The following is a 17633-nucleotide window of genomic DNA, read 5'->3' as shown; positions in this document are numbered from 1 at the left end:
CCTAGTCCTCCTCTTCCCATTCAGGGGTCATGCCGCGGGCAATCTGGATCTGGTCGTTGCTGACTCCCGATGGGACCATTGGCCACACCATGGAGTCGGCCGAGACCACGAAGTCGATGACCACCGGACGGTCATTGATTTCCAATGCCTTCTGGATGGTCGCGTCGATATCCTCGTCGCGTTCGCAGCGCAGGCCCACGCAGCCGTAGGCGTCGGCCAGCTTCACAAAGTCCGGAATCCGGGCGGTTCCGTGGCCGGTGTTCAAATCGGTGTTGGAGTAGCGGCCATCGTAGAACAGCGTCTGCCACTGGCGGACCATGCCCAGCGACGAGTTGTTGATGATGGCAACCTTGATGGGGATCCGGTTGATCACGCAGGTAGCCAGTTCCTGGTTGGTCATCTGGAAGCAGCCGTCTCCGTCAATGGCCCAGACCACGCGGTCCGGCTGCGCCACCTTGGCGCCCATGGCGGCAGGAACCGAGTAGCCCATGGTGCCCAGGCCGGCGGAGTTCAGCCACGAGCGCGGGCGCTCGTACTTGACGAACTGCGCTGCCCACATCTGGTGCTGGCCCACGCCTGCCACGTAGACGCCTTCCGGACCGGTCAGCTCGCCGATGCGCCCGATAACATTCTGCGGAGCAGAGAGGCCGTCGTGGGTTTCGGTGTAGCCGATCGGGTAGGTTTCGCGCAGGCGGTTGAGCAGTCCCCACCAGCCGGCCAGGTCCTGCTGGGCTTCGTTCTCGAAGCGCGAGGCGCAGGCCTCGTGCAGCTGCGGGATGATTTCATCCAGCGAGCCGACGATCGGCACATCGGCCACGCGGTTCTTGGAGATTTCCGCAGGATCGATATCGGCGTGGATCACCTTCGCGTTCGGCGCGAAGGTGGAGAGCACGCCGGTGACGCGGTCATCGAAGCGGGCGCCGAGGGTAATGAGCAAATCCGACTGCTGCAGTGCCGTGACCGCCGAGACGGCACCGTGCATGCCTGGCATGCCCACGTGCTGTTCATGCGAGTCCGGGAAGGCACCGCGTGCGGTCAGCGTGGTGACCACCGGCGCGTTGATGAATTCCGCGAATTCCTTCAGCTGCTCATGGGCGTTGGCCTTGATCACGCCACCGCCAACATACAGCACCGGGCGGGTTGCCGAAGCGATGAGCTTGGCGGCTTCGCGCAGCTGCTTGTTGTGTCCGCGGGTGACCACGCGGTAGCCCGGCAGGTCGACCTTTGGCGGCCATGAGAAGGTCATGTCGCTCTGCTGGGCATCCTTGGTGATATCTACCAGCACCGGACCGGGACGGCCGGTCTGCGCCAGGTAGAACGCGCTGGCCAGCGTGCGCGGAATGTCTTCCGCGTTAGTGACCAGGAAAGCGTGCTTGGTAATCGGCATCGTGATGCCGACAATGTCTGCTTCCTGGAATGCGTCAGAGCCAATGAAAGCGCTATTGACCTGACCGGTGATTGCCACCATTGGTACCGAGTCCATATTGGCATCGGCCAGTGCGGTGACGAGGTTGGTTGCGCCTGGTCCGGAAGTAGCGATGCATACGCCCACTTCCCCGCTCACCATGGCGTAACCCTGTGCGGCATGGCCGGCACCCTGTTCGTGGCGGACCAAGATGTGGTTAATCTTGGTCGAATCCATCAGTGGATCATAGGTGGGAAGGATGGCCCCACCTGGTAATCCGAAGACGTCTTTGACGCCCAGTTCTTCCAGCGAGCGGACGATGGCTTGTGAGCCCGTCATCTGTGTGGGAGCAACGATATTATTCGGACCCTGTACCGGGTTCGAAGCCTCCACGACGGAAGAGACAGCGGCGGCGGCATCCTTGGTTCGATTGATTGACTTCGCAACCGACGCCGGATTGGCGGGTGTTGAGTTGCTCATCGGGATCCTTTCCATATCTATCTCTTCGTTTGCGCATAAAAAACGCCCCGCGGCCGTCACTACTGACGAAAGGGGGCTTGCGCGTTACCGACGTACTGTCCGTGGTGTTGGACAGTGCCTCAGGCTCCGCGCCTGATAACTAGTAGTACATCGGTGTTTGTTTGCATGCCTCTAGTTTTCTCCACCTCACGGCAAAGAGCAACTAGACACCCTGTTTATCTCATTATATGAGATGGATGTCCAAGCCTTGGACGCGACACCGCAAACAAGACTTGGTTTTTTCGCTTCATAGGCACCAAAAGCGCCTGTCGAAACGGGATTAGCTGGAGACAAGCACCAACTGCCGGGAATGCGCATCGCTCGCGCTGCGCACCCCTTGCTCCAAGGAAGTCCCCTGCCATGCAGTTGGTTTCGCTTGCAGCGTTGAGCCGGGAGAGGCATGAGTTCCGTCGATGGCCACACGGGCGCATGGCTTGGCGACTCAATCAGCATCCTGGCTCATTAATCCCATTCTAGAAGTCAATATGACCAATCAGATAACCCATGACGTGCCGATGACACATTTCGATAAATGTTGCGACTGGTCAAATTGTCCAAAGTTATCGGTAGAGTATTGGTTATGGACAAGCGCCCAGACGAAAATCCAACCCAGCAGGTAAAGGCCCGCCTCCATGAGGCCTTCGACTCGCAGATCCCCAACTTCGCCAGCTACAATCTCGTGGCGGGCACCGGCATCGCCGGCTCCGGAGGGCTCAAGGTCATTGGATATCGGCGCCAACCAGCGGAACTGATTATTGCGCCAGTGAATGCCAGCAGCTTGGAAGCATCCGAGGATGCGATCAACATCAACAATACGAATGTGAACCAGCTCGCCGAGCTCAGCGATGGCGGCTACGAAATCGCGATCTCTTCGGGCCGGGTGTTCCGCTTCAGCATTCCCGAAGCGCCGAGCATCGACTTGCATGTCGATGATGCCATCAGCATTGGTGCCACCATTGACCAGAAATCAGATGCAGAGGACTTCGCTGATTTCATGGACCACTTCATGAACACCATCGAAGGCACCGAGAACTTCGTATAACCAGCAAGAGAATTCGCCATAGCAAAGGCCATCCCGCCAGCTAGCTCCATTACGAGCTACGCGGCGAGATGGCCTTTTCGCTTACAAAGCCCCGGGATGATTCCCGCGGTAGTCGGAGGCGAGCAGCTGCCCTTCGACGGTGAGGATCTCAACCCGGTCCAACTCGATTGATTCGTAGCCGACGGAGGTCATGACCCGCTCGGCATAGCCGGCAGCACTGCCCTCCGCGATCCAATCACTGCCCTCCACCACAATGGCGAGCACGCCCTGGACCGGAGAGAGCCACCCCACGGTGGCGTACTGGATGGAATCCTGGGCGAATGAATGGAAGCCTGCGGCGCCCTGGCCATTGAGGTACTGGAAGATCTTCTGATCCGCCCATTTCTGGCGCCCTTCGACTTCCTGGAGGTTGTCGGCATACTTCGGCAAGGCCGCGATCTGCTGGCTCACGCTAGGAGTTTGCGCGGATGCTTCGAACTGGAGCGGGGCACAGCTGGCCAGGGACGAAGCCAGCACCAGGCCACCGGCGACCACACTGGCCCTGCCTAACGCATCGATGGCCACGCAGCGCTGCTGGATACCGGAAGAAATTACTTGAAGCACCATGCAATTGAGCATAGCCAATGCCCCGGACAATTCCACAGGAATCACCCAGCACGGATTCCACGCCGGCGGCGGGCCCGGAATCAGCCTTGCTCGGCTTGGTACAGGGACATCCCTGCAGCCTGCATCACCAGCCACGGGCTGAAAGCCCACGGGGTGGCGCGCAGGGCTTCACCGAGTTGTGCCGGATCCACCCAGCAGTAGTCCATGACTTCGTCCGGGTTCGCAGAGATCTCGCTGTCGATTATCGCGGTGAAGACCGGGCAGATTTCGTTTTCCACAATGCCCGAGGCATCCACGGCGCGATAGCGGAAGTCCGGCAGCGCCGATTCGATGCGCTTGACCTTGAAGCCGAGCTCATGGGCCGCGTGGCGCGTAATGGCTTCTTCGAAGCTCTCGCCGGGCTGGGGATGCCCGCAGAAGGAGTTCGTCCAGACCCCTGGCCAGGTCACCTTGGACAGGGCGCGACGCGTCACCAGCACCTGGCCGGCTTGATTCTGCACGTGGCAGGAGAATGCCTGGTGCAGCACGGTATCCGTGGTGTGAACCGATTCTTTCGGGCGCGTGCCAATAGGCTGGCCTTGATCCGAAAGCAAAATGACGTCCATTGAAATCCTTGAATCCCCATCCGGGTCTAGTTGGTGAAAAGTGCCGAAAAGATCAGGAGCATGGTCAGCAGGAAACCGCACAGGTAGTTGATCCACAAGAATCTCTTCCATCCTCGATTAACCGTACCCGAGCTTGCATCGCTGATTCCAAGATGGGGTAGGACGTTGAGCACATAGGGAAGGGCCAGCACCGCCGCCCATCGGCCAAGGCCCGACAGGCCCACCGCCACGAGCACTCCGGCCAGCAGGTAGGCGGCCAAGACCAGGTAGATGGTTGTGCGAGCCGACAAGGCGGTGGCGATCGAGGAGAGCCCGCCTTGGCGGTCGGGAACAATATCCTGGATGGCGCCCAGGGCATGGCTGGCCATCCCCCAGAGCAGGAACGCGCAGAAGACCAGCCACTGCTCGGCCTGCACGCTGGCGCCAGCCAGCACCCATCCGTAGACCGCCGGGGAGACGAAGTGCACCGCGCTGGTCAGCGAGTCCAGCCCGGGCCTTTCCTTGAATCGCAACCGCGGTGCGGAGTAGGCCAGCACCGCAAGGAGCGACACGGCCAGAACGAGGTTGGCTGCGCCATCCCCGGCCGCCGCGAGCACCGCGAGGAATGGCGCGGCGCACAGGACGCAGGCGATGAGCAGCGCCTTATGGCTCTGCCTGGACAGCAACGCCCCCTCGATCCCTCCCTTGCGCGGATTGCGCAGGTCCGATTCGTAGTCGAAGACGTCGTTCACGCCGTACATCAGCAGGTTGTAGGGGAAGAGGAAGAACACCGTGCCCAGGACCAAACGCCAATCGATCCCGCCGCCGGCCAGCAGATAGGCGGCGGCAAACGGGTAGGCGGTATTCACCCAGGAGATGGGGCGTGAGCTCAATACGATTCCGCGGATCATGAAGCGTCCTTTCTGTGGCTGCGGGCACCGAGCAGCCACCACAGCCCGGGAACCAGGAAGACCGCGCAGGCGGCGTAGAAGAAGTCTTCAATCGGGGCCAGGCCCAGATGCACCCCGGACAGCGTCCCGCTGCCGTAGCCGAACAGCCCGGCGTAGATCATCAGGTTGTCGAAGATCGCGGTGAGCACGAGCATCAAGGCCATGGCAGCGCCCAGCGGCTTGGCGACCGAGCGCAGGCGCTGCTTGCTGGCGGCCAGACCGGCGGCAAAGACGGCCATGGCCGCAAATAGGAAGCAGAAGCTCAATTCAAGGAACATGGTTCTCCCCTAACGTGCGCTTGGGTGCTTTCTGGTTCCGGTTGCGCAGCATTCCGGCCAGCACTGGCAGCCCGGTGAAGGCAATCATGGCGCAATAGCACAAGAAGACCAGGAAGAAGACTTCTTCCACAGGGAACTGCTCGCCCACCATGATTCCGGTCATGAGCTCCGATTCCTTGTGCAGGAAGATGCCCTGCCTGATGGCCAGCACATCCCAGAGCACGAAGAATCCGGTGCCCAGCCCCAGGCACAGGAGCCCGCGCACCGGGTGGCGGAAGATGAAGAGCTTTCCCTTCGCGTCCAGCAGCCCCATGCAGACCAGGAGTACCAGCAAGATGCCCAGGTAGATCATGCTCCTGCCTCCTGCCGCACCGTGGCCGCGAAGTTTTCGTCCATGGGCCCCGCGGCCTTGATCCCGAGCACCGCTTTGGCAGCCAGTTCCCCACTGATCAGGCACATCGGCACGCCGATTCCGGGGCGCACGGTGCTGCCGGCATAGTGCAGCCCGCCCACCTTGGCGCTGCGGTTGCCCGGACGCAGCATGGCGCTTTGCCCCAGGGTATGGGCCAGGCCCAGCGCACCGCCTTTGAAGGCGCCGTACTGCTGGAGGAAGTCCCCCGGGCCGATGCTCTGGCGCACTACGATCCGCTCGCGAAGATCCTTGATGCCAGCCCATGCGGCCAGCTGGTCGATGGCCGCGTCGGCCACCGCTTCCACCGCGGCATCTCCTGCCCCATCGGCTGCGCCGATCCCCCATTCGGGCATGGCCGGAGCCGGAACCAGGATGAACAGGTTCTCGCAGCCTTCCGGGGCCACCGAGGGGTCGGTGGCACTGGGCTTGCAGACATAGATGCTGGTTTCCGCCTCCAGCATCCGCCCTTGGCGAATCCGCGAGAAATTCTCTTTCCAATCGGTGGTGAACAGCAAGTTGTGGTGCTCCAGCTGCGGCAGCTTGCCGCTGATGCCCAGGCACAGCAGCACCGCGCTGGGGCCGGGGTCTTTGCGCTGGAAGCTCTTGGCGGTATGGGTCTGCAGCTCCTCGGGTAGCAAATGGCCTTCCAGGTGGCGCACATCGGCGGCTGCGATCACCTGGGTCGCCGGGGTGCGCTGCTGCCTGCCGTGCGCGTCGATCCAGCGCACCGCGCTGACCCGGGGATTTTTTCCTGCGCTGGTTTCAATGGCCGTTGCGGTGGCGCCCAAATGGATGGCCGCGCCGTGTTTCCGTGCCAGTTCGGCCATGGCATCGGCAACGGCAGCGAAGCCTCCCATCGGGTATTTCACCCCGTCGGTGAGGTCCAGGTGGCTCATCAGCTGGTAGAGCGCAGGGGTGCGGCTCGGGCTGGAGCCCAGGAACACCGCCGGGTATCCGAGCAGCTGGCGGATCTCGTTGCTCGAAAAGCGCCGGGCGACATGGCTTTCCAGGCTGGAGGCCAGCAGTTGGGCCAGTTGCGGGGTCCGGCGCAGGATCCTTGGGTGCAGCAGGGAGGTGAGCGAGCTGAAATCGTCATAGAGGAAATGCTCCAAGGCCAATTCATAACCCTCCTTCGCTGTGCGCAGGTACCGCTCCAAGGCTGGGCCGCTGCCCGGTTCCAGGGCTTCGAAGAGTCCGCTGACCGCAGCGCCGGTTCCGACATCCACCGGTTCTTCGCGGTCCTGGAAGAAGGTGCGGTAGCCGGTGGCCAGTTCGCGCAACTCCAGCTGTTCGCTGGCGCTGGTGCCCATGAGCTTGAACCAGTGCTCGAAGACTTCGGGCATCAGGTACCAGGAGGGGCCGGTGTCGAAGCGGAACCCGTCGCGCTCCAGGCGCCCGGAGCGTCCGCCTGGATGCGGCTGCTGTTCGATCAAGGTGACCTTGCAGCCTCGGGCGGCGAGCAACCCGGCGCTGGCCAGGCCGGAGAATCCGCCCCCGATGACTACGACTTCTCTTTGTGCGTGGTTCATCTGCTTGCTACTTCCATTCTTGGCTTGCGGCCGGTGGTGCCCCGGGTGCCCAGCAGCACGCGGGCGGCGATCAGCGCCTTGCGCGGGGCGGAGACCGAGATGCGGGTGCGCAGCAGCTGGGAGGCCGGGGCCTTGTCCAGCTGGGAGTTCAGTTCGCGGAACAGGTCATGGGCCAGGCGCACCGCCCGGGCAGCGGACGGGGCCAGGTAGGGCAGGCCGGCACGGGCCTGGGCCAGGTCCTGCTCGATCTGCGCAACCAGCTTCGCCTTGCTTGGCTCATCGAATCCTGCCGGGTCCAGGCCGGGAAAGTAGCTGCGTCCCAAATCTTCGCTGTCTTCCGCCAGGTCGCGCAGGAAGTTGACCTTCTGGAAGGCCGCGCCCAGGCTGCGGGCGGCGTGCTTGGCGCGCTGCGCCTGGGCAGGGGTCAAGTCCGGCGCGGCGGGCATCGCCTGGAAGACCTGCAGGCACATCAGCCCGATGACTTCGGCCGAGCCGTAGATGTAGTCCTGCAAGCTGCGCGCATCATGCTGCCCGGTGCCCAGGTCCGCGCGCATTGAGGCGAAGAACGGGGCGGTGAGCTCGGCGTGGATGCCGGTGGCCCGGGCGGAAATAGTGAAAGCGTGGACCACCATGTTGGTGCTGTACCCGCGGTCCATGGCGCGCAGGGTTTCTGCTTCCAGCTCGTCCAGGCAGGCGGCGATGGCCTGGTTGTCCAGGCCGGCCTGGCAGGCCACCCCGTCCACGATTTCATCGGCCAGGCGCACCAGCGCGTAGATATTGGCGATGTGCCTGGCGCTGGCGGCATCCAGCAGCCTGCAGGCCAGCGAGAACGAGGTGGAGTATTCGCCCAGCACCACCCTGGCGCTGCGCTGGGCGGTGCGCGAATAGTGCTCCAAGGCGGCGGTGCCTGCGGTGCTGTGAGGGGAATTGTAGGGTTTCATGGCGTTCAGCTGCTTCGATCCAGGATCAGGCCGGTGCACTCGCGCAGCAGCGTCCGGGCTTCTTCGGGCAGGTCCAGGAAGGCCGCGGAGCCGGTGGCCCGCGAGCAGAGTTGCTGGGCCAGCTGCCGGGCGAAGCGCTCGGCCCCCTGCGCGGCCAGTTCCTGGCGGATCCGGCCGGCATCCACTGTTCCTTCGCGGAATCCGCCCAGCAGCTTGGCGAATTCGGGTTGCTCGCTGGCCAGGGCCAGCAAGATGGTGCTCTTGAATTCGCGCAAGTCCGATTCCACCGGCTTGCCGGTGCGTGCCGGGTCACCGAAGGTGCCCAGCACATCATCGATGATCTGGTAGGCCACCCCGAGCTGGCAGCCCACCGCACCGAGGGCCTCGGCCTGCCCGGGGTGCGCCCCGGCCAGCAGCGCTCCGGCCTGCAGCGGCAGCTGGAAGGAGTAGGCCGCGGTTTTCATCTGTTCCATGCGCAGCACCTGGCTGGTGGTGGCCGGAGCCGGGGCCAGCGAGTAGAGCAGGTCCTCGAGCTCTCCGGCCCCTGCCTGCTCGATGGCTTGGAAGAAGGCCTGCTGAACCCCGGCCTCGCTGTCGCTTCCGGCCGAGGCCCTGGCCGCAAGCTTGATCGCTTCGCTGATCAGCAGGTCCCCGGCGATGATTCCCACGGAATTGCCCGCATGCTCGGCATCGGCCCGGTTCCGGCCGCTGGCGATGGCGTGGTCGCGGTAGAGCGCCGAGATGGTCTTTTCCCCGCGGCGCACGAAGTCGCGGTCCACCACGTCGTCGTGGATCAGCAAGGCGGCGTGCAGCAGCTCGAAGGCGCAGCCCAGGTCGATGGCGCGGGCCTCATTGCGGCCGCCGAAGGCCCGGTAGCCGAGCATTACCAGCCCCGGGCGCATCAGCTTGCCGGTAGCCAGCCGTTCGGAGATCCGGGACCAGAGCAGCGCAGTCTGCGCGGAGTAGGCGGCGCTGCGGTGCTGGGCCTGCGTGGCCAGCAGTTCCAGCCGATCGCTGATGGCGCGCCGGGTGGGTGCATCGATGAGCCCGCCTGAGGCTGGCGCGCCAGCCGCTGCGGCCTGCGGGGCCTGGTGTGTGGTGGTGTGCATTCTCATGGTTCCCTACTGAAAGGATGTGGTGGGGTTTGCTTGGTTCTCTTCGCTGCTCACGGTGTCCCGCGTTTCCAGCTCTCGCCGGGCTTCTTCGAGCAGGGCGCCCAGATTCCTGCGGGACGGCTCGTCCAGCTGCGCGTAGAACGTGTGCAGCTTGCGCAGCAGCACCTGCCCTGGCCCGGTGGACACCGGGAAATTGCTCCCCGGGGCCACCAGGGTGCGCCGCCGGTCCGCGGCATGGTGCCTTCTTTCAACCATCCCGCGGGCTTCGAGCCGGTCCAGGACCGAGGTGATTCCTGCCGATGACACTCCCAGTTCGCGGGCCAGTTCCCCGGAGCTGGGCGTTTGCATGGAACGCAGCAGGTTCACCGCACGCAAATCTGTATCGTTCAGGTCAAGGCTGTGGCGCAGGCGCGCTTCGCTCAGTGCATAGGACCGCTGGAGCTTGAGCAGCAACCGGAACACTTCCGAGGCAATCAGCGGACGTGAACAATCCATGATAACTTCTCTCGCGTAGTTGATATTTAGCTTTTCTAGATACATCATGGTTTAACTATCTCGTTTTGTCGACTCGAAGCGGGAAAATTTTCAACCGACATCAGGAGCACACGATGAGCAGTTCCACGGATTCCCCGAATTTTCCCTATCGAGCCCCCGCGTCAGCAACATCCTGGGCACTGCCGGTGTTCACGGCGATTGCCCTGGTCCTGGCCATTGCCGTTTCATTCATCGGAAGCGGGGCCCTGGGCGGAACTCCGGTCCAGCAGGCAGCCGGCGGCTATCTGGGCGCTGACTCGACGCTGCTGGCCCCCGCGGGTCCGGCCTTCTCCATCTGGAGCGTGATCTACGCCGGGCTGGCCGTCTACGGAATCTTCCAGCTCACCCCCGCCGGACGCCGCTCGGCCTGGGCTGCCAAGCTGCGGATTCCCGCGCTGCTTTCGGCATTGCTGAACGCCGCATGGATTACCGTGGTCCAGCTGGGCTGGCTGGGGGCCAGCGTCGCGGTGATCTTCATCCTCGTCGCGTGCTTGGCCTGGATGCTGACCATCATGGTGGCAGGCACCCCGGCTTCGCGCACCGAATACTGGATCATGTGGCTGACCTTCGGCATCTACCTGGGCTGGGTCTGCGTGGCCAGCATCGCCAACACCTCTGCATGGCTGCTCTCCCTGGGCTTTGGCCAGGACGCCTCCTGGGCACCAGGAGCGGCAGTGGCACTGCTGGTGGTCGCAGCGGCCATCGGGCTGGGCACCACCGCCTACTCGGGCAGGATCTTCACCGCCTTGGCCATGGCCTGGGGGCTGGGCTGGATCGGCGTGAGCCGGCTGGCCGGCAGCAACCAGTCCGAACTGGCCGGGTACTCCGCGCTGGGCTGCGCAGCAATGCTCCTGCTCGGATCCATGGTGATCGCGTGGCGCAAGCGCGGGGTTCGAACGCCATGAGCTTGATCGCAGTGACCGGAGCGACCGGATATATCGGCGGACGCCTGGTGCCCCTGCTCTTGCGCAACGGGCACCAGGTCAGGGTTTTCACCCGTGATGCGCAGCGCCTGCGCGATACCCCGTGGCGCGGCCAAGTCGAGATCGTCGAGGGCGACCTGCAAGATGAGCACGCCGTGGCCAAGCTCTGCAAGGACGCGGACCTGCTCTACTACTTGGTGCATTCGATGTCCGGGACCCGGGATTTCGCGGCGCAGGAGAAAGCGTGCGCGCAGGTCATGGCGCAGGTCGTACGCGAACAGGACGTCAGCCAGCTGGTCTATCTTTCCGGGTTGCATCCTGCAGGCGAACTCAGCGAGCACCTGGCCTCGCGCGTTGCCGTGGGGCAGATCCTGTCAGCGGCCGCCAGCACCCTGGTGCTCCAGGCGGGCCTGGTGATCGGCTCCGGCTCGGCCAGTTTCGAAATGGTCCGGCACCTGAGCGATGTGCTGCCGGTGATGCCGGCCCCGCGCTGGGTACTGAACCAGGTCCAGCCCATCGCCATCCGCGACACCTTGCACTACCTGGCGGCCTGCGCCGAACTGGCGCAGCCCGCGCAGGGAACCTATGACATCGGCGGCCCCGGCACCTACAGCTACGCGCAGCTGATGAAGATCTATGCCCAGGTGGCCGGCCTGCGCGAGCCGAAAGTCTGGCCATTGCCGCTGCTCACCCCGCGGCTGGCTTCGCACTGGGTGAATCTGGTGACGCCGCTGCCGCACACCCTGGCTTCCGCGCTGGTGCAGTCGCTGCAGCATGATTGCGTCATGGGCTCGCGGGACATCGACAAGCTGATTGCCCCGCCGGCCCAGGGCTTGTGCGATTATCCGCGAGCGGTGCAGCTGGCACTGGAGAAGATGGATGCCGACGCGGTGCAAACCAGTTGGGCTACCGCCCAGCCGATTTCGGCACCCGCCGAACCGCTGCCCTCTGATCCGGATTGGGCAGGGCGCAAGGCCTACACCGACATCCGCCGCATCAGCACCACGGCAACCGAGGCGCAGCTCTTCAGCGTGCTGCATCGGCTCGGCGGGGAATCACCGTATTTCGCCTTCCCCGCCCTGTGGAAGCTGCGCGGCTTGATGGACAAACTGGCAGGCGGCGTGGGGTCGCGGCGCGGACGCCGCTCGCACAGCACGCTGGCACTAGGAGATGTGGTGGATTGGTGGCGCGTGGAAGCCCTGGAGGAAAACAGCTTGCTGCGCTTGCGCGCGGAGATGCGCGCCCCGGGCCAAGCATGGCTGGATTACCGGATCGACAAGCGAGCTGACGGGCGAAGCGAACTGGTCCAGCGAGCGGTATTCTTCCCGCGGGGCTTGGCCGGACGCTGCTACTGGTGGGCGGTATACCCGTTCCATGGCGCCATCTTCCCGGCCACCATCAAGAACATCGTGCGCGCCGCGGAAAAGCAGGCGGCTGGCTGAGGATCCGGTACGTCCCCGGGACTACTCCGCTTCGCAGGCAGCCGTTGAATCGAGGCTGCTTTCCAAGGCATCGGAGGTCCCGGCAAGGAACCGGATCACTACGTCCCGTTCCTCGGGGCTCATCGCGTTGGCCACTTCGAATCTCTTGGCATGGTGCCGCCCCACTTGCTCGCGTGCTGCCAGATGGGTTTCTTCGATAACCTCGACGCATTGCGAACGCCGGTCGGTTGGATGCCTGGTGCGTCGCACATGGCCGTGGGCTTCCAAGCGGTCAATCATCTTGGTGACCGACGCGCTGGAAATTCCCAGATACTGGCTCAGCGCACCCGGGGTGACGGATTGGCCCGCATGCTTGGCAGAGATCATCTTGCGGATCGCCCGCATATCGGTTTCGTTCAGCTTCATGAACTGCTGGGAGCTGCGCATGATGCGGCGTTCGATCTGGCGCATCCGGCCCATTTCAGCCATAATGCGGTCGATTTGCTCCAGATTGGCAGGAGCGATGCCTGCCCTCTTGATCAGGTCCTGGCCAGGATCGGATTCAGAAAGTCCATACATGGTGGGCAGTTCCTTGGCTGCCATGGTGCCCCTCCTCCTCGGATCGCGGCCGCTTGCCTTGTTTGGATCATACGCTTGGTCAACCGCTGCGGATGCATGCAAAAACCCTGCGGTCGATGGAATCAGACCGCAGGGTTCAGTTGGTGCGAGTAGAGAGACTTGAACTCTCACGTCCGAAGACACTGGAACCTAAATCCAGCGCGTCTACCAATTCCGCCATACTCGCTAGCGCTACACCGGAAACACTGTTTCCTCGAAGGCGACCTCATTTAGTGTAGCGGAAGTTCTGCCTGATATGAAATCAGCCAAACAAGGGGTCTACTTGGGATCAATGCCCAAGTCACGGCGCAGCTTGGCTACATGGCCGGTGGCGCGAACGTTGTACTGCGCCAGCGCGATTTTGCCCTCTTCATCGAGCACGATAGTGGAGCGGATCAGCCCCTCGTAGACCTTGCCGTAGTTCTTCTTTTCTCCCCAGGCGCCGTAGGCTTCAGCTACCGCGTGGTCCTCGTCGGAGAGCAGCGGGAAGTTCAGTTCTTCCTTGGCGACAAACTTTTCCAGCTTGGCGGTCTTGTCCGGGGAAATGCCCAGAACTGCGTAACCCAGGGAGTGCAAGGATTCGAGTGAATCGCGGAAATCGCAGGCCTGCTTCGTGCAGCCCGGGGTGGATGCGGCTGGGTAGAAGTACACGATGGTCTTCTTGCCGCGGTAATCAGCCAAGGCAACAGACTTGCCAGCAGCGTCCTGCAAGGTGAAATCAGGGGCCTGGTCACCGATGGACAGACGGTTAGTCTTTTCGGAAGTACTCATGAGCTGATCCTCTTTTCTTTGCCGTATACAAAAAATCCGACCTGACGAATCAGATCGGATCTACTGTGCGCCCTCCGGGACTCGAACCCGGAACCTAATGATTAAGAGTCATTTGCTCTACCAATTGAGCTAAAAGCGCTTCCTCGCTCTGACTAGTTCTTTTTCAGAACTCGTCTTTGCGACGTAGACAATCATAGGCAGAAATGGTGCAAAAGCAAAAATCGGCCAGTACCCGACCTGAGAACATAAATGTCCAAGTCAGATTCATAATATCACTATTTGCCCGGCTTGAAAGTAATCTAAAACACACATAGTTTTCCGGTCCGGACCTCGCTATCCACCCTGGCACGGCGGGGGCAACTCCAGGATTTGCCACTCGCGGCCAGCACTCGCCCTCGGTTCCGGTCCGCACAGCACCCCGGGCGCACCTTCAGCAATGATTTCCAGGAAGCCGCAGCGTGGCGTCGCCCGAAGGTTCAGCCGCAGCTAGCCACTTTCCTGCCAGTGGCCTGGGACCCCCTTTCCCCAATCCCCTCCCGGCTCCGGCGCGGGCCAGCCTACTGGGGGCCACAGGCCAAAGTACTCCCGCGTCAAGCGCTGGCTGGTCCACCGGGACAAACAAAAAAGGCCAGACCGGAGCCTGACCTTTGTTTTGTGCGCCCTCCGGGACTCGAACCCGGAACCTAATGATTAAGAGTCATTTGCTCTACCAATTGAGCTAAAAGCGCGTATTTATTTATGAAAACAAGTTGTCTGGTGAACCGAACAAATTGTTCGTGCGCCCCCCGGGACTTGAACCCGGAACCTAATGATTAAGAGTCATTTGCTCTGCCAATTGAGCTAGAGGCGCCCGCTGCGATGTTCTAGAAGCTTTTCGGGCTTCGCGCTTTCGCAACGAGATAAAACTTTACCAGCAATTTCCCTCAGCGCAAATTCGGGGGCCAGTATTCTGCGGTGACCTTCATTACAGGACATGACTAGGGGTTACTACCAAAGCGCGGATGGGGTTTGTACAGTGTTTCCATGAGCACCCAACGAACGATTTCATTCCCGACACAAGATCTGATTGATGCGGTCGGTCCGATCCCGGAAAACCTCAAAGCTGTGCTCTGGGACCTGGAGAGCACCCCCGGAACTGCGCTGGAAGAAATCGACATTGCCATCCTTCCCTATATGTCGAATCCCCAGACGCTGAAGAACATCCGCAAGGCACCGAACGTCAAGATCGTCCAGACCCAGACCACCGGCTTCGACGGAATGGTTGACCTGATTGGCGATCGCGCAAATATCAATACCGCGGCCGGCGTCCACGCGGCGGCTACCGCCGAGATGGCCATCGGCCTGGCCATCGCATCCCTGCGCGGCTACCCGCACGCGGTCCGAGACCAGCAACAAGGCCGATGGAATCCCCAGCAGTGGCCCGGCTTGGCTGATCGGACGGTGGCATTGGTTGGCGTGGGCGGCATCGGCGAAGAGATCCGCAAGCGCCTGGAGCCCTTCGAGGTCAATCTCCTGCGCTTCGGCTCCACGGCCCGCACCGATGAGCATGGCGAGGTCTTCGCAACTTCGGATCTCGCAGCGCGCGCGGCGGAGATCGAAGTGCTGATCCTGATCGTGCCGCTCAACGATTCCACCCATTATCTGGTTGACGCTGATCTGCTGGCTAAGCTTCCCGACGGTGCAACCGTGGTCAACGTCGCGCGCGGCCCGGTGGTGGATACCGAGGCAATCGTGGCAGAAGTCGCTTCGGGCCGCTTGAATATGGCATCGGATGTATTCGATCCAGAACCCCTGCCGGCCGATCACCCATTGTGGCAGCACCCCAATGCCTTGGTCATTCCCCACAACGGCGGCAACACCAAGGCGTTCTTCCCGCGCATGGTGAAGTTGCTCAAGAAGCAGGTGCAGGCCTGGGCCGCGGGCAACGACGGCGAGAACCTCGTGCACCGCAGCTAACAATTTAGCGACAGTTGACGGCTCCGGGAGTTTTGGCTCCCGGAGCCGTGGCCGTGGTGCGCTATCTTTGATAAATACCTTTGCGCACATTTACTTGCTTGTTCCCTGCGCGAAGCAGTACCGCCTGCCATAGGAAGATGAGTCATCCCAGTGCCCGAATTGCCATTGAAACTCGTATCACGACGCGCATTGCTGACCGGTACATTGGCGACTACCGCACTGGCACTGACCGCCTGCACCGGAAACCCGGGGCCCGCGTCCTCCGCTTCGCCCACAGCCTCGGCCAGCGCACCGCGCATTCCCCGGACCCTGCGCCTGGCAGCAGCCGCTCCCCCGGTCAAGCTGGATCCGGCCATCGTGGCAGATAACGAATCCTTCCGGATCACCCGCCAGGTGTACGAGACGCTGGTCGATATCGATCCCGATACCGGTGGCGCCGTAGCCGGCCTGGCCGAATCCTGGACCGAAAGCCCTGATGGCTTGCGCTACACCTTCACCCTGCGCGAAGGCGTGCTCTTCCACGACGGCACCGAATTGACCGCAGAAGCAGTTGTCGCCAACTTCAACCGCTGGGAAAACTTGTCTCCGCAGCTGCGCGCTTCATCCAGCCAGGGCTTTGCCAATGTTTTCCACTTCGACAGCGACATCCCCAAGCTTCCAACCGCCAAGGAACTCGAAGAAGAGTTCAAGAGCGCTGCCGACGCCAGCGAAGAGGAACTGGCCACCCAGCAGCTGCGCACCAAGCAGCTTGAAGAGCTGACCAAGAAGTTCGACACCAAGCTCTTCGAGGGCAAGTCCGCAGCCGGTTCCGCAAGCTATTTCGAATCCGTCAAGGCAACCGGCAAGTACCTGGTCGCCTTGAACCTGCGCCGCCGGCTGCCAGGGCTGATCGAAGCGCTGACCTTGCCGGGCATGGCCATTGCCGCGCCCAGCGCGTTGACCGGCGGCCCCGGGCAGAACCCGGCCGAGTCGCTCTCCACCCACCCGGTGGGTACCGGGCCATACACTTTCGTTTCCCATAAGAACAATGTGGTGCGCCTGGAGATCTTCAAGGACTATTGGAATCAACCGCGGCTGTCCAATAACACCGCGCATCCCGAGGTTGCGCTGATCTCTGCTGTTCCTTCGCCCTACAATCGCGAAGGCGCACTGCTGGCCGATGAAATCGACGGCTTCGACATGGTCTCGGTGGACATCATGCGCACGCTGGTGCGCAATGCCAAGGTGGTTGTCCAGCGCGATCCCTTCTCTGTGCTCTACCTCGGCATGAACCAGCGCAATAAGTGGCTGGCCAAGCCGGAATTCCGCATGGCCATTGCGCACGCGGTCAACCGCAGCTCGCTGGCTGAGAAGCTGTTCCTGCAAGGGTCCAAGCACGCTTCGACCCTCTTGCCCTCTGCCTTGAGCATTCCGGCACCGGAAGATACGCCGAACCACGATGCGTCGAAGGCCAAGACCTTGCTGGCCGAGCTGGGTTACAAGGGCGAACAGATCGAGTTCGCCTACCCGCTGCAGGTTTCGCGCAACTACCTGCCGCTGCCTGAACGCACTTTCGCGCAGATCGCCGAGGACCTCGCCGCAGTGGGGATCCGCATCAAGCCGCGCCCGATTGCATGGACCGACGGCTACGTGCAGACCGTGCGGTCCAAGGACTTCGAGGGACTGCACCTGCTGGGCTTCTCCGGCGGCTACCGTTCGGCAGACGACTTCCTTTCCGGCATTTTGGCGGCCAAGGAGAATGAGTTCGGATACACCTCGACGTTACTTGACTCACAGATCATGCTGGCCCGTTCCATCCCTTCCGGGGAGGAACGGACCGCCGCCTATGCCGATATCCTCAAGACCCTGAACGCGGATCTGCCCGCGCTCCCACTGGTCTTTCCGATCTCTGCGCTGGCGTTTAACGGCAACGTCACCTTCTATCCGCCATCGCCGATGCTCAACGAGTGCTACGCGGATGTGCAGATGGCAAACTCGCCGTCTATCTCAAGTTAGTGACCGTTAACCCAGTTAACGATTTCTAACCCCC

Annotated in this window: 17 protein-coding genes, 4 tRNA genes and 1 pseudogene; 5 read left to right on the top strand and 17 right to left on the bottom strand. The window is 62.4% G+C overall.

Annotated features, from left to right (window positions below):
• Position 1 precedes the first annotated feature (1 nt).
• Positions 2 to 1885: an acetolactate synthase large subunit gene (locus tag ACIP6G_RS14540; protein WP_105658084.1), complete on the bottom strand. Its 1884-nt coding sequence runs from the start codon at positions 1883 to 1885 to the stop codon at positions 2 to 4.
• A 619-nt stretch (positions 1886 to 2504) separates the two neighbouring features.
• On the opposite strand from ACIP6G_RS14540, the gene ACIP6G_RS14535 reads away from it, so the two are divergent.
• Positions 2505 to 2966, top strand: a complete 462-nt coding sequence (locus ACIP6G_RS14535; protein ID WP_105658083.1) for a hypothetical protein — start codon at positions 2505 to 2507, stop codon at positions 2964 to 2966.
• Positions 2967 to 3047: 81 nt separating this feature from the next.
• Here the strand turns inward: ACIP6G_RS14535 and ACIP6G_RS14530 are convergent, their stop codons facing one another.
• From ACIP6G_RS14530 to ACIP6G_RS14485, 10 genes and pseudogenes are all read right to left on the bottom strand, one after another.
• Positions 3048 to 3572: a hypothetical protein gene (locus ACIP6G_RS14530; protein WP_400290937.1), complete on the bottom strand. Its 525-nt coding sequence runs from the start codon at positions 3570 to 3572 to the stop codon at positions 3048 to 3050.
• 80 nt (positions 3573 to 3652) lie between these two features.
• The gene (gene idi / locus ACIP6G_RS14525; RefSeq protein ID WP_400290935.1) at positions 3653 to 4177 is read right to left on the bottom strand and encodes an isopentenyl-diphosphate Delta-isomerase; all 525 of its coding nucleotides are present in this window, start codon (positions 4175 to 4177) and stop codon (positions 3653 to 3655) included.
• Positions 4178 to 4203: 26 nt separating this feature from the next.
• Entirely contained in the window at positions 4204 to 5067 is an 864-nt protein-coding gene (locus tag ACIP6G_RS14520) for a prenyltransferase (RefSeq protein WP_400290933.1), read from the bottom strand.
• A complete protein-coding gene (locus ACIP6G_RS14515; protein ID WP_105658079.1) occupies positions 5064 to 5384 on the bottom strand; it encodes a lycopene cyclase domain-containing protein in 321 nt (106 codons plus the stop codon). The genes ACIP6G_RS14520 and ACIP6G_RS14515 overlap by 4 nt, the downstream gene beginning before the upstream one ends.
• Positions 5374 to 5736: a lycopene cyclase domain-containing protein gene (locus ACIP6G_RS14510; protein WP_400290932.1), complete on the bottom strand. Its 363-nt coding sequence runs from the start codon at positions 5734 to 5736 to the stop codon at positions 5374 to 5376. Before ACIP6G_RS14510 ends, ACIP6G_RS14515 begins: the two co-directional genes overlap by 11 nt.
• Positions 5733 to 7259, bottom strand: a complete 1527-nt coding sequence (gene crtI, locus ACIP6G_RS14505; protein ID WP_400290996.1) for a phytoene desaturase family protein — start codon at positions 7257 to 7259, stop codon at positions 5733 to 5735. The genes ACIP6G_RS14510 and crtI overlap by 4 nt, the downstream gene beginning before the upstream one ends.
• Positions 7260 to 7262: 3 nt before the next feature.
• Positions 7263 to 7331: pseudogene (locus ACIP6G_RS14500) on the bottom strand (hypothetical protein); the annotation flags it as partial.
• Entirely contained in the window at positions 7322 to 8266 is a 945-nt protein-coding gene (locus ACIP6G_RS14495) for a phytoene/squalene synthase family protein (RefSeq protein ID WP_400290930.1), read from the bottom strand. The pseudogene ACIP6G_RS14500 and the gene ACIP6G_RS14495, both read right to left, overlap by 10 nt.
• A 5-nt stretch (positions 8267 to 8271) precedes the next feature.
• Positions 8272 to 9375, bottom strand: a complete 1104-nt coding sequence (locus tag ACIP6G_RS14490; RefSeq protein ID WP_332727841.1) for a polyprenyl synthetase family protein — start codon at positions 9373 to 9375, stop codon at positions 8272 to 8274.
• A gap of 12 nt (positions 9376 to 9387) precedes the next feature.
• On the bottom strand, positions 9388 to 9876 hold the full coding sequence (locus tag ACIP6G_RS14485) for a MarR family transcriptional regulator (RefSeq protein WP_332595355.1): 489 nt from the start codon (positions 9874 to 9876) through the stop codon (positions 9388 to 9390).
• A gap of 113 nt (positions 9877 to 9989) precedes the next feature.
• Between ACIP6G_RS14485 and ACIP6G_RS14480 the strand changes: the two genes are divergently transcribed.
• Together ACIP6G_RS14480 and ACIP6G_RS14475 are read left to right on the top strand one after the other, a co-directional pair.
• Complete coding sequence (locus tag ACIP6G_RS14480; protein WP_400290928.1) at positions 9990 to 10820, top strand: tryptophan-rich sensory protein; 831 nt, start codon at positions 9990 to 9992, stop codon at positions 10818 to 10820.
• The gene (locus tag ACIP6G_RS14475) at positions 10817 to 12280 is read left to right on the top strand and encodes an SDR family oxidoreductase (RefSeq protein ID WP_400290927.1); all 1464 of its coding nucleotides are present in this window, start codon (positions 10817 to 10819) and stop codon (positions 12278 to 12280) included. The genes ACIP6G_RS14480 and ACIP6G_RS14475 overlap by 4 nt, the downstream gene beginning before the upstream one ends.
• 21 nt (positions 12281 to 12301) lie before the next feature.
• On the opposite strand, the gene ACIP6G_RS14470 is transcribed toward ACIP6G_RS14475, so the two are convergent.
• The 6 genes from ACIP6G_RS14470 to ACIP6G_RS14445 form a co-directional block, all read right to left on the bottom strand.
• Positions 12302 to 12862 (bottom strand): MarR family transcriptional regulator, encoded by a 561-nt coding sequence (locus ACIP6G_RS14470; RefSeq protein WP_332727839.1) that lies wholly within the window; start codon positions 12860 to 12862, stop codon positions 12302 to 12304.
• 117 nt (positions 12863 to 12979) lie between these two features.
• Positions 12980 to 13064, bottom strand: a tRNA-Leu gene (locus ACIP6G_RS14465).
• A gap of 92 nt (positions 13065 to 13156) precedes the next feature.
• Positions 13157 to 13648 carry a thioredoxin-dependent thiol peroxidase gene (gene bcp, locus ACIP6G_RS14460; RefSeq protein WP_332595358.1) on the bottom strand — a complete coding sequence of 164 codons (492 nt, stop codon included), beginning with the start codon at positions 13646 to 13648 and terminating at the stop codon, positions 13157 to 13159.
• 66 nt (positions 13649 to 13714) lie between these two features.
• A tRNA-Lys gene (locus ACIP6G_RS14455) sits at positions 13715 to 13787 on the bottom strand.
• Positions 13788 to 14303: 516 nt separating this feature from the next.
• Positions 14304 to 14376: transfer RNA gene (locus tag ACIP6G_RS14450), tRNA-Lys, on the bottom strand.
• A 49-nt stretch (positions 14377 to 14425) separates the two neighbouring features.
• A tRNA-Lys gene (locus ACIP6G_RS14445) sits at positions 14426 to 14498 on the bottom strand.
• Between the two features lie 173 nt (positions 14499 to 14671).
• On the opposite strand from ACIP6G_RS14445, the gene ACIP6G_RS14440 reads away from it, so the two are divergent.
• Entirely contained in the window at positions 14672 to 15604 is a 933-nt protein-coding gene (locus ACIP6G_RS14440; protein ID WP_400290925.1) for a 2-hydroxyacid dehydrogenase, read from the top strand.
• A 150-nt stretch (positions 15605 to 15754) separates the two neighbouring features.
• Positions 15755 to 17599, top strand: a complete 1845-nt coding sequence (locus ACIP6G_RS14435; protein ID WP_400290923.1) for an ABC transporter substrate-binding protein — start codon at positions 15755 to 15757, stop codon at positions 17597 to 17599.
• Positions 17600 to 17633 lie beyond the last annotated feature (34 nt).

Origin of the sequence: Glutamicibacter sp. NPDC088483 (assembly GCF_044753145.1) — a bacterium.
Taxonomy (GTDB): domain Bacteria; phylum Actinomycetota; class Actinomycetes; order Actinomycetales; family Micrococcaceae; genus Glutamicibacter.
Note: the sequence above shows the minus strand (reverse complement) of the source record. Positions and strands in the feature narration are given on the sequence as shown.

Bases quoted from the DNA above. Each gene is read 5' to 3' on its own strand.
- ACIP6G_RS14530 (WP_400290937.1), bottom strand. From the start codon at position 3,572: ATGGTGCTTCAAGTAATTTCTTCCGGTATCCAGCAGCGCTGCGTGGCC.
- ACIP6G_RS14520 (WP_400290933.1), bottom strand. From the start codon at position 5,067: ATGATCCGCGGAATCGTATTGAGCTCACGCCCCATCTCCTGGGTGAAT.
- ACIP6G_RS14535 (WP_105658083.1), top strand. From the start codon at position 2,505: ATGGACAAGCGCCCAGACGAAAATCCAACCCAGCAGGTAAAGGCCCGC.
- ACIP6G_RS14440 (WP_400290925.1), top strand. From the start codon at position 14,672: ATGAGCACCCAACGAACGATTTCATTCCCGACACAAGATCTGATTGAT.
- ACIP6G_RS14515 (WP_105658079.1), bottom strand. From the start codon at position 5,384: ATGTTCCTTGAATTGAGCTTCTGCTTCCTATTTGCGGCCATGGCCGTC.
- ACIP6G_RS14470 (WP_332727839.1), bottom strand. From the start codon at position 12,862: ATGGCAGCCAAGGAACTGCCCACCATGTATGGACTTTCTGAATCCGAT.
- ACIP6G_RS14480 (WP_400290928.1), top strand. From the start codon at position 9,990: ATGAGCAGTTCCACGGATTCCCCGAATTTTCCCTATCGAGCCCCCGCG.
- ACIP6G_RS14495 (WP_400290930.1), bottom strand. From the start codon at position 8,266: ATGAAACCCTACAATTCCCCTCACAGCACCGCAGGCACCGCCGCCTTG.
- ACIP6G_RS14490 (WP_332727841.1), bottom strand. From the start codon at position 9,375: ATGCACACCACCACACACCAGGCCCCGCAGGCCGCAGCGGCTGGCGCG.
- ACIP6G_RS14475 (WP_400290927.1), top strand. From the start codon at position 10,817: ATGAGCTTGATCGCAGTGACCGGAGCGACCGGATATATCGGCGGACGC.
- bcp (WP_332595358.1), bottom strand. From the start codon at position 13,648: ATGAGTACTTCCGAAAAGACTAACCGTCTGTCCATCGGTGACCAGGCC.
- idi (WP_400290935.1), bottom strand. From the start codon at position 4,177: ATGGACGTCATTTTGCTTTCGGATCAAGGCCAGCCTATTGGCACGCGC.
- ACIP6G_RS14540 (WP_105658084.1), bottom strand. From the start codon at position 1,885: ATGAGCAACTCAACACCCGCCAATCCGGCGTCGGTTGCGAAGTCAATC.
- ACIP6G_RS14485 (WP_332595355.1), bottom strand. From the start codon at position 9,876: ATGGATTGTTCACGTCCGCTGATTGCCTCGGAAGTGTTCCGGTTGCTG.
- ACIP6G_RS14510 (WP_400290932.1), bottom strand. From the start codon at position 5,736: ATGATCTACCTGGGCATCTTGCTGGTACTCCTGGTCTGCATGGGGCTG.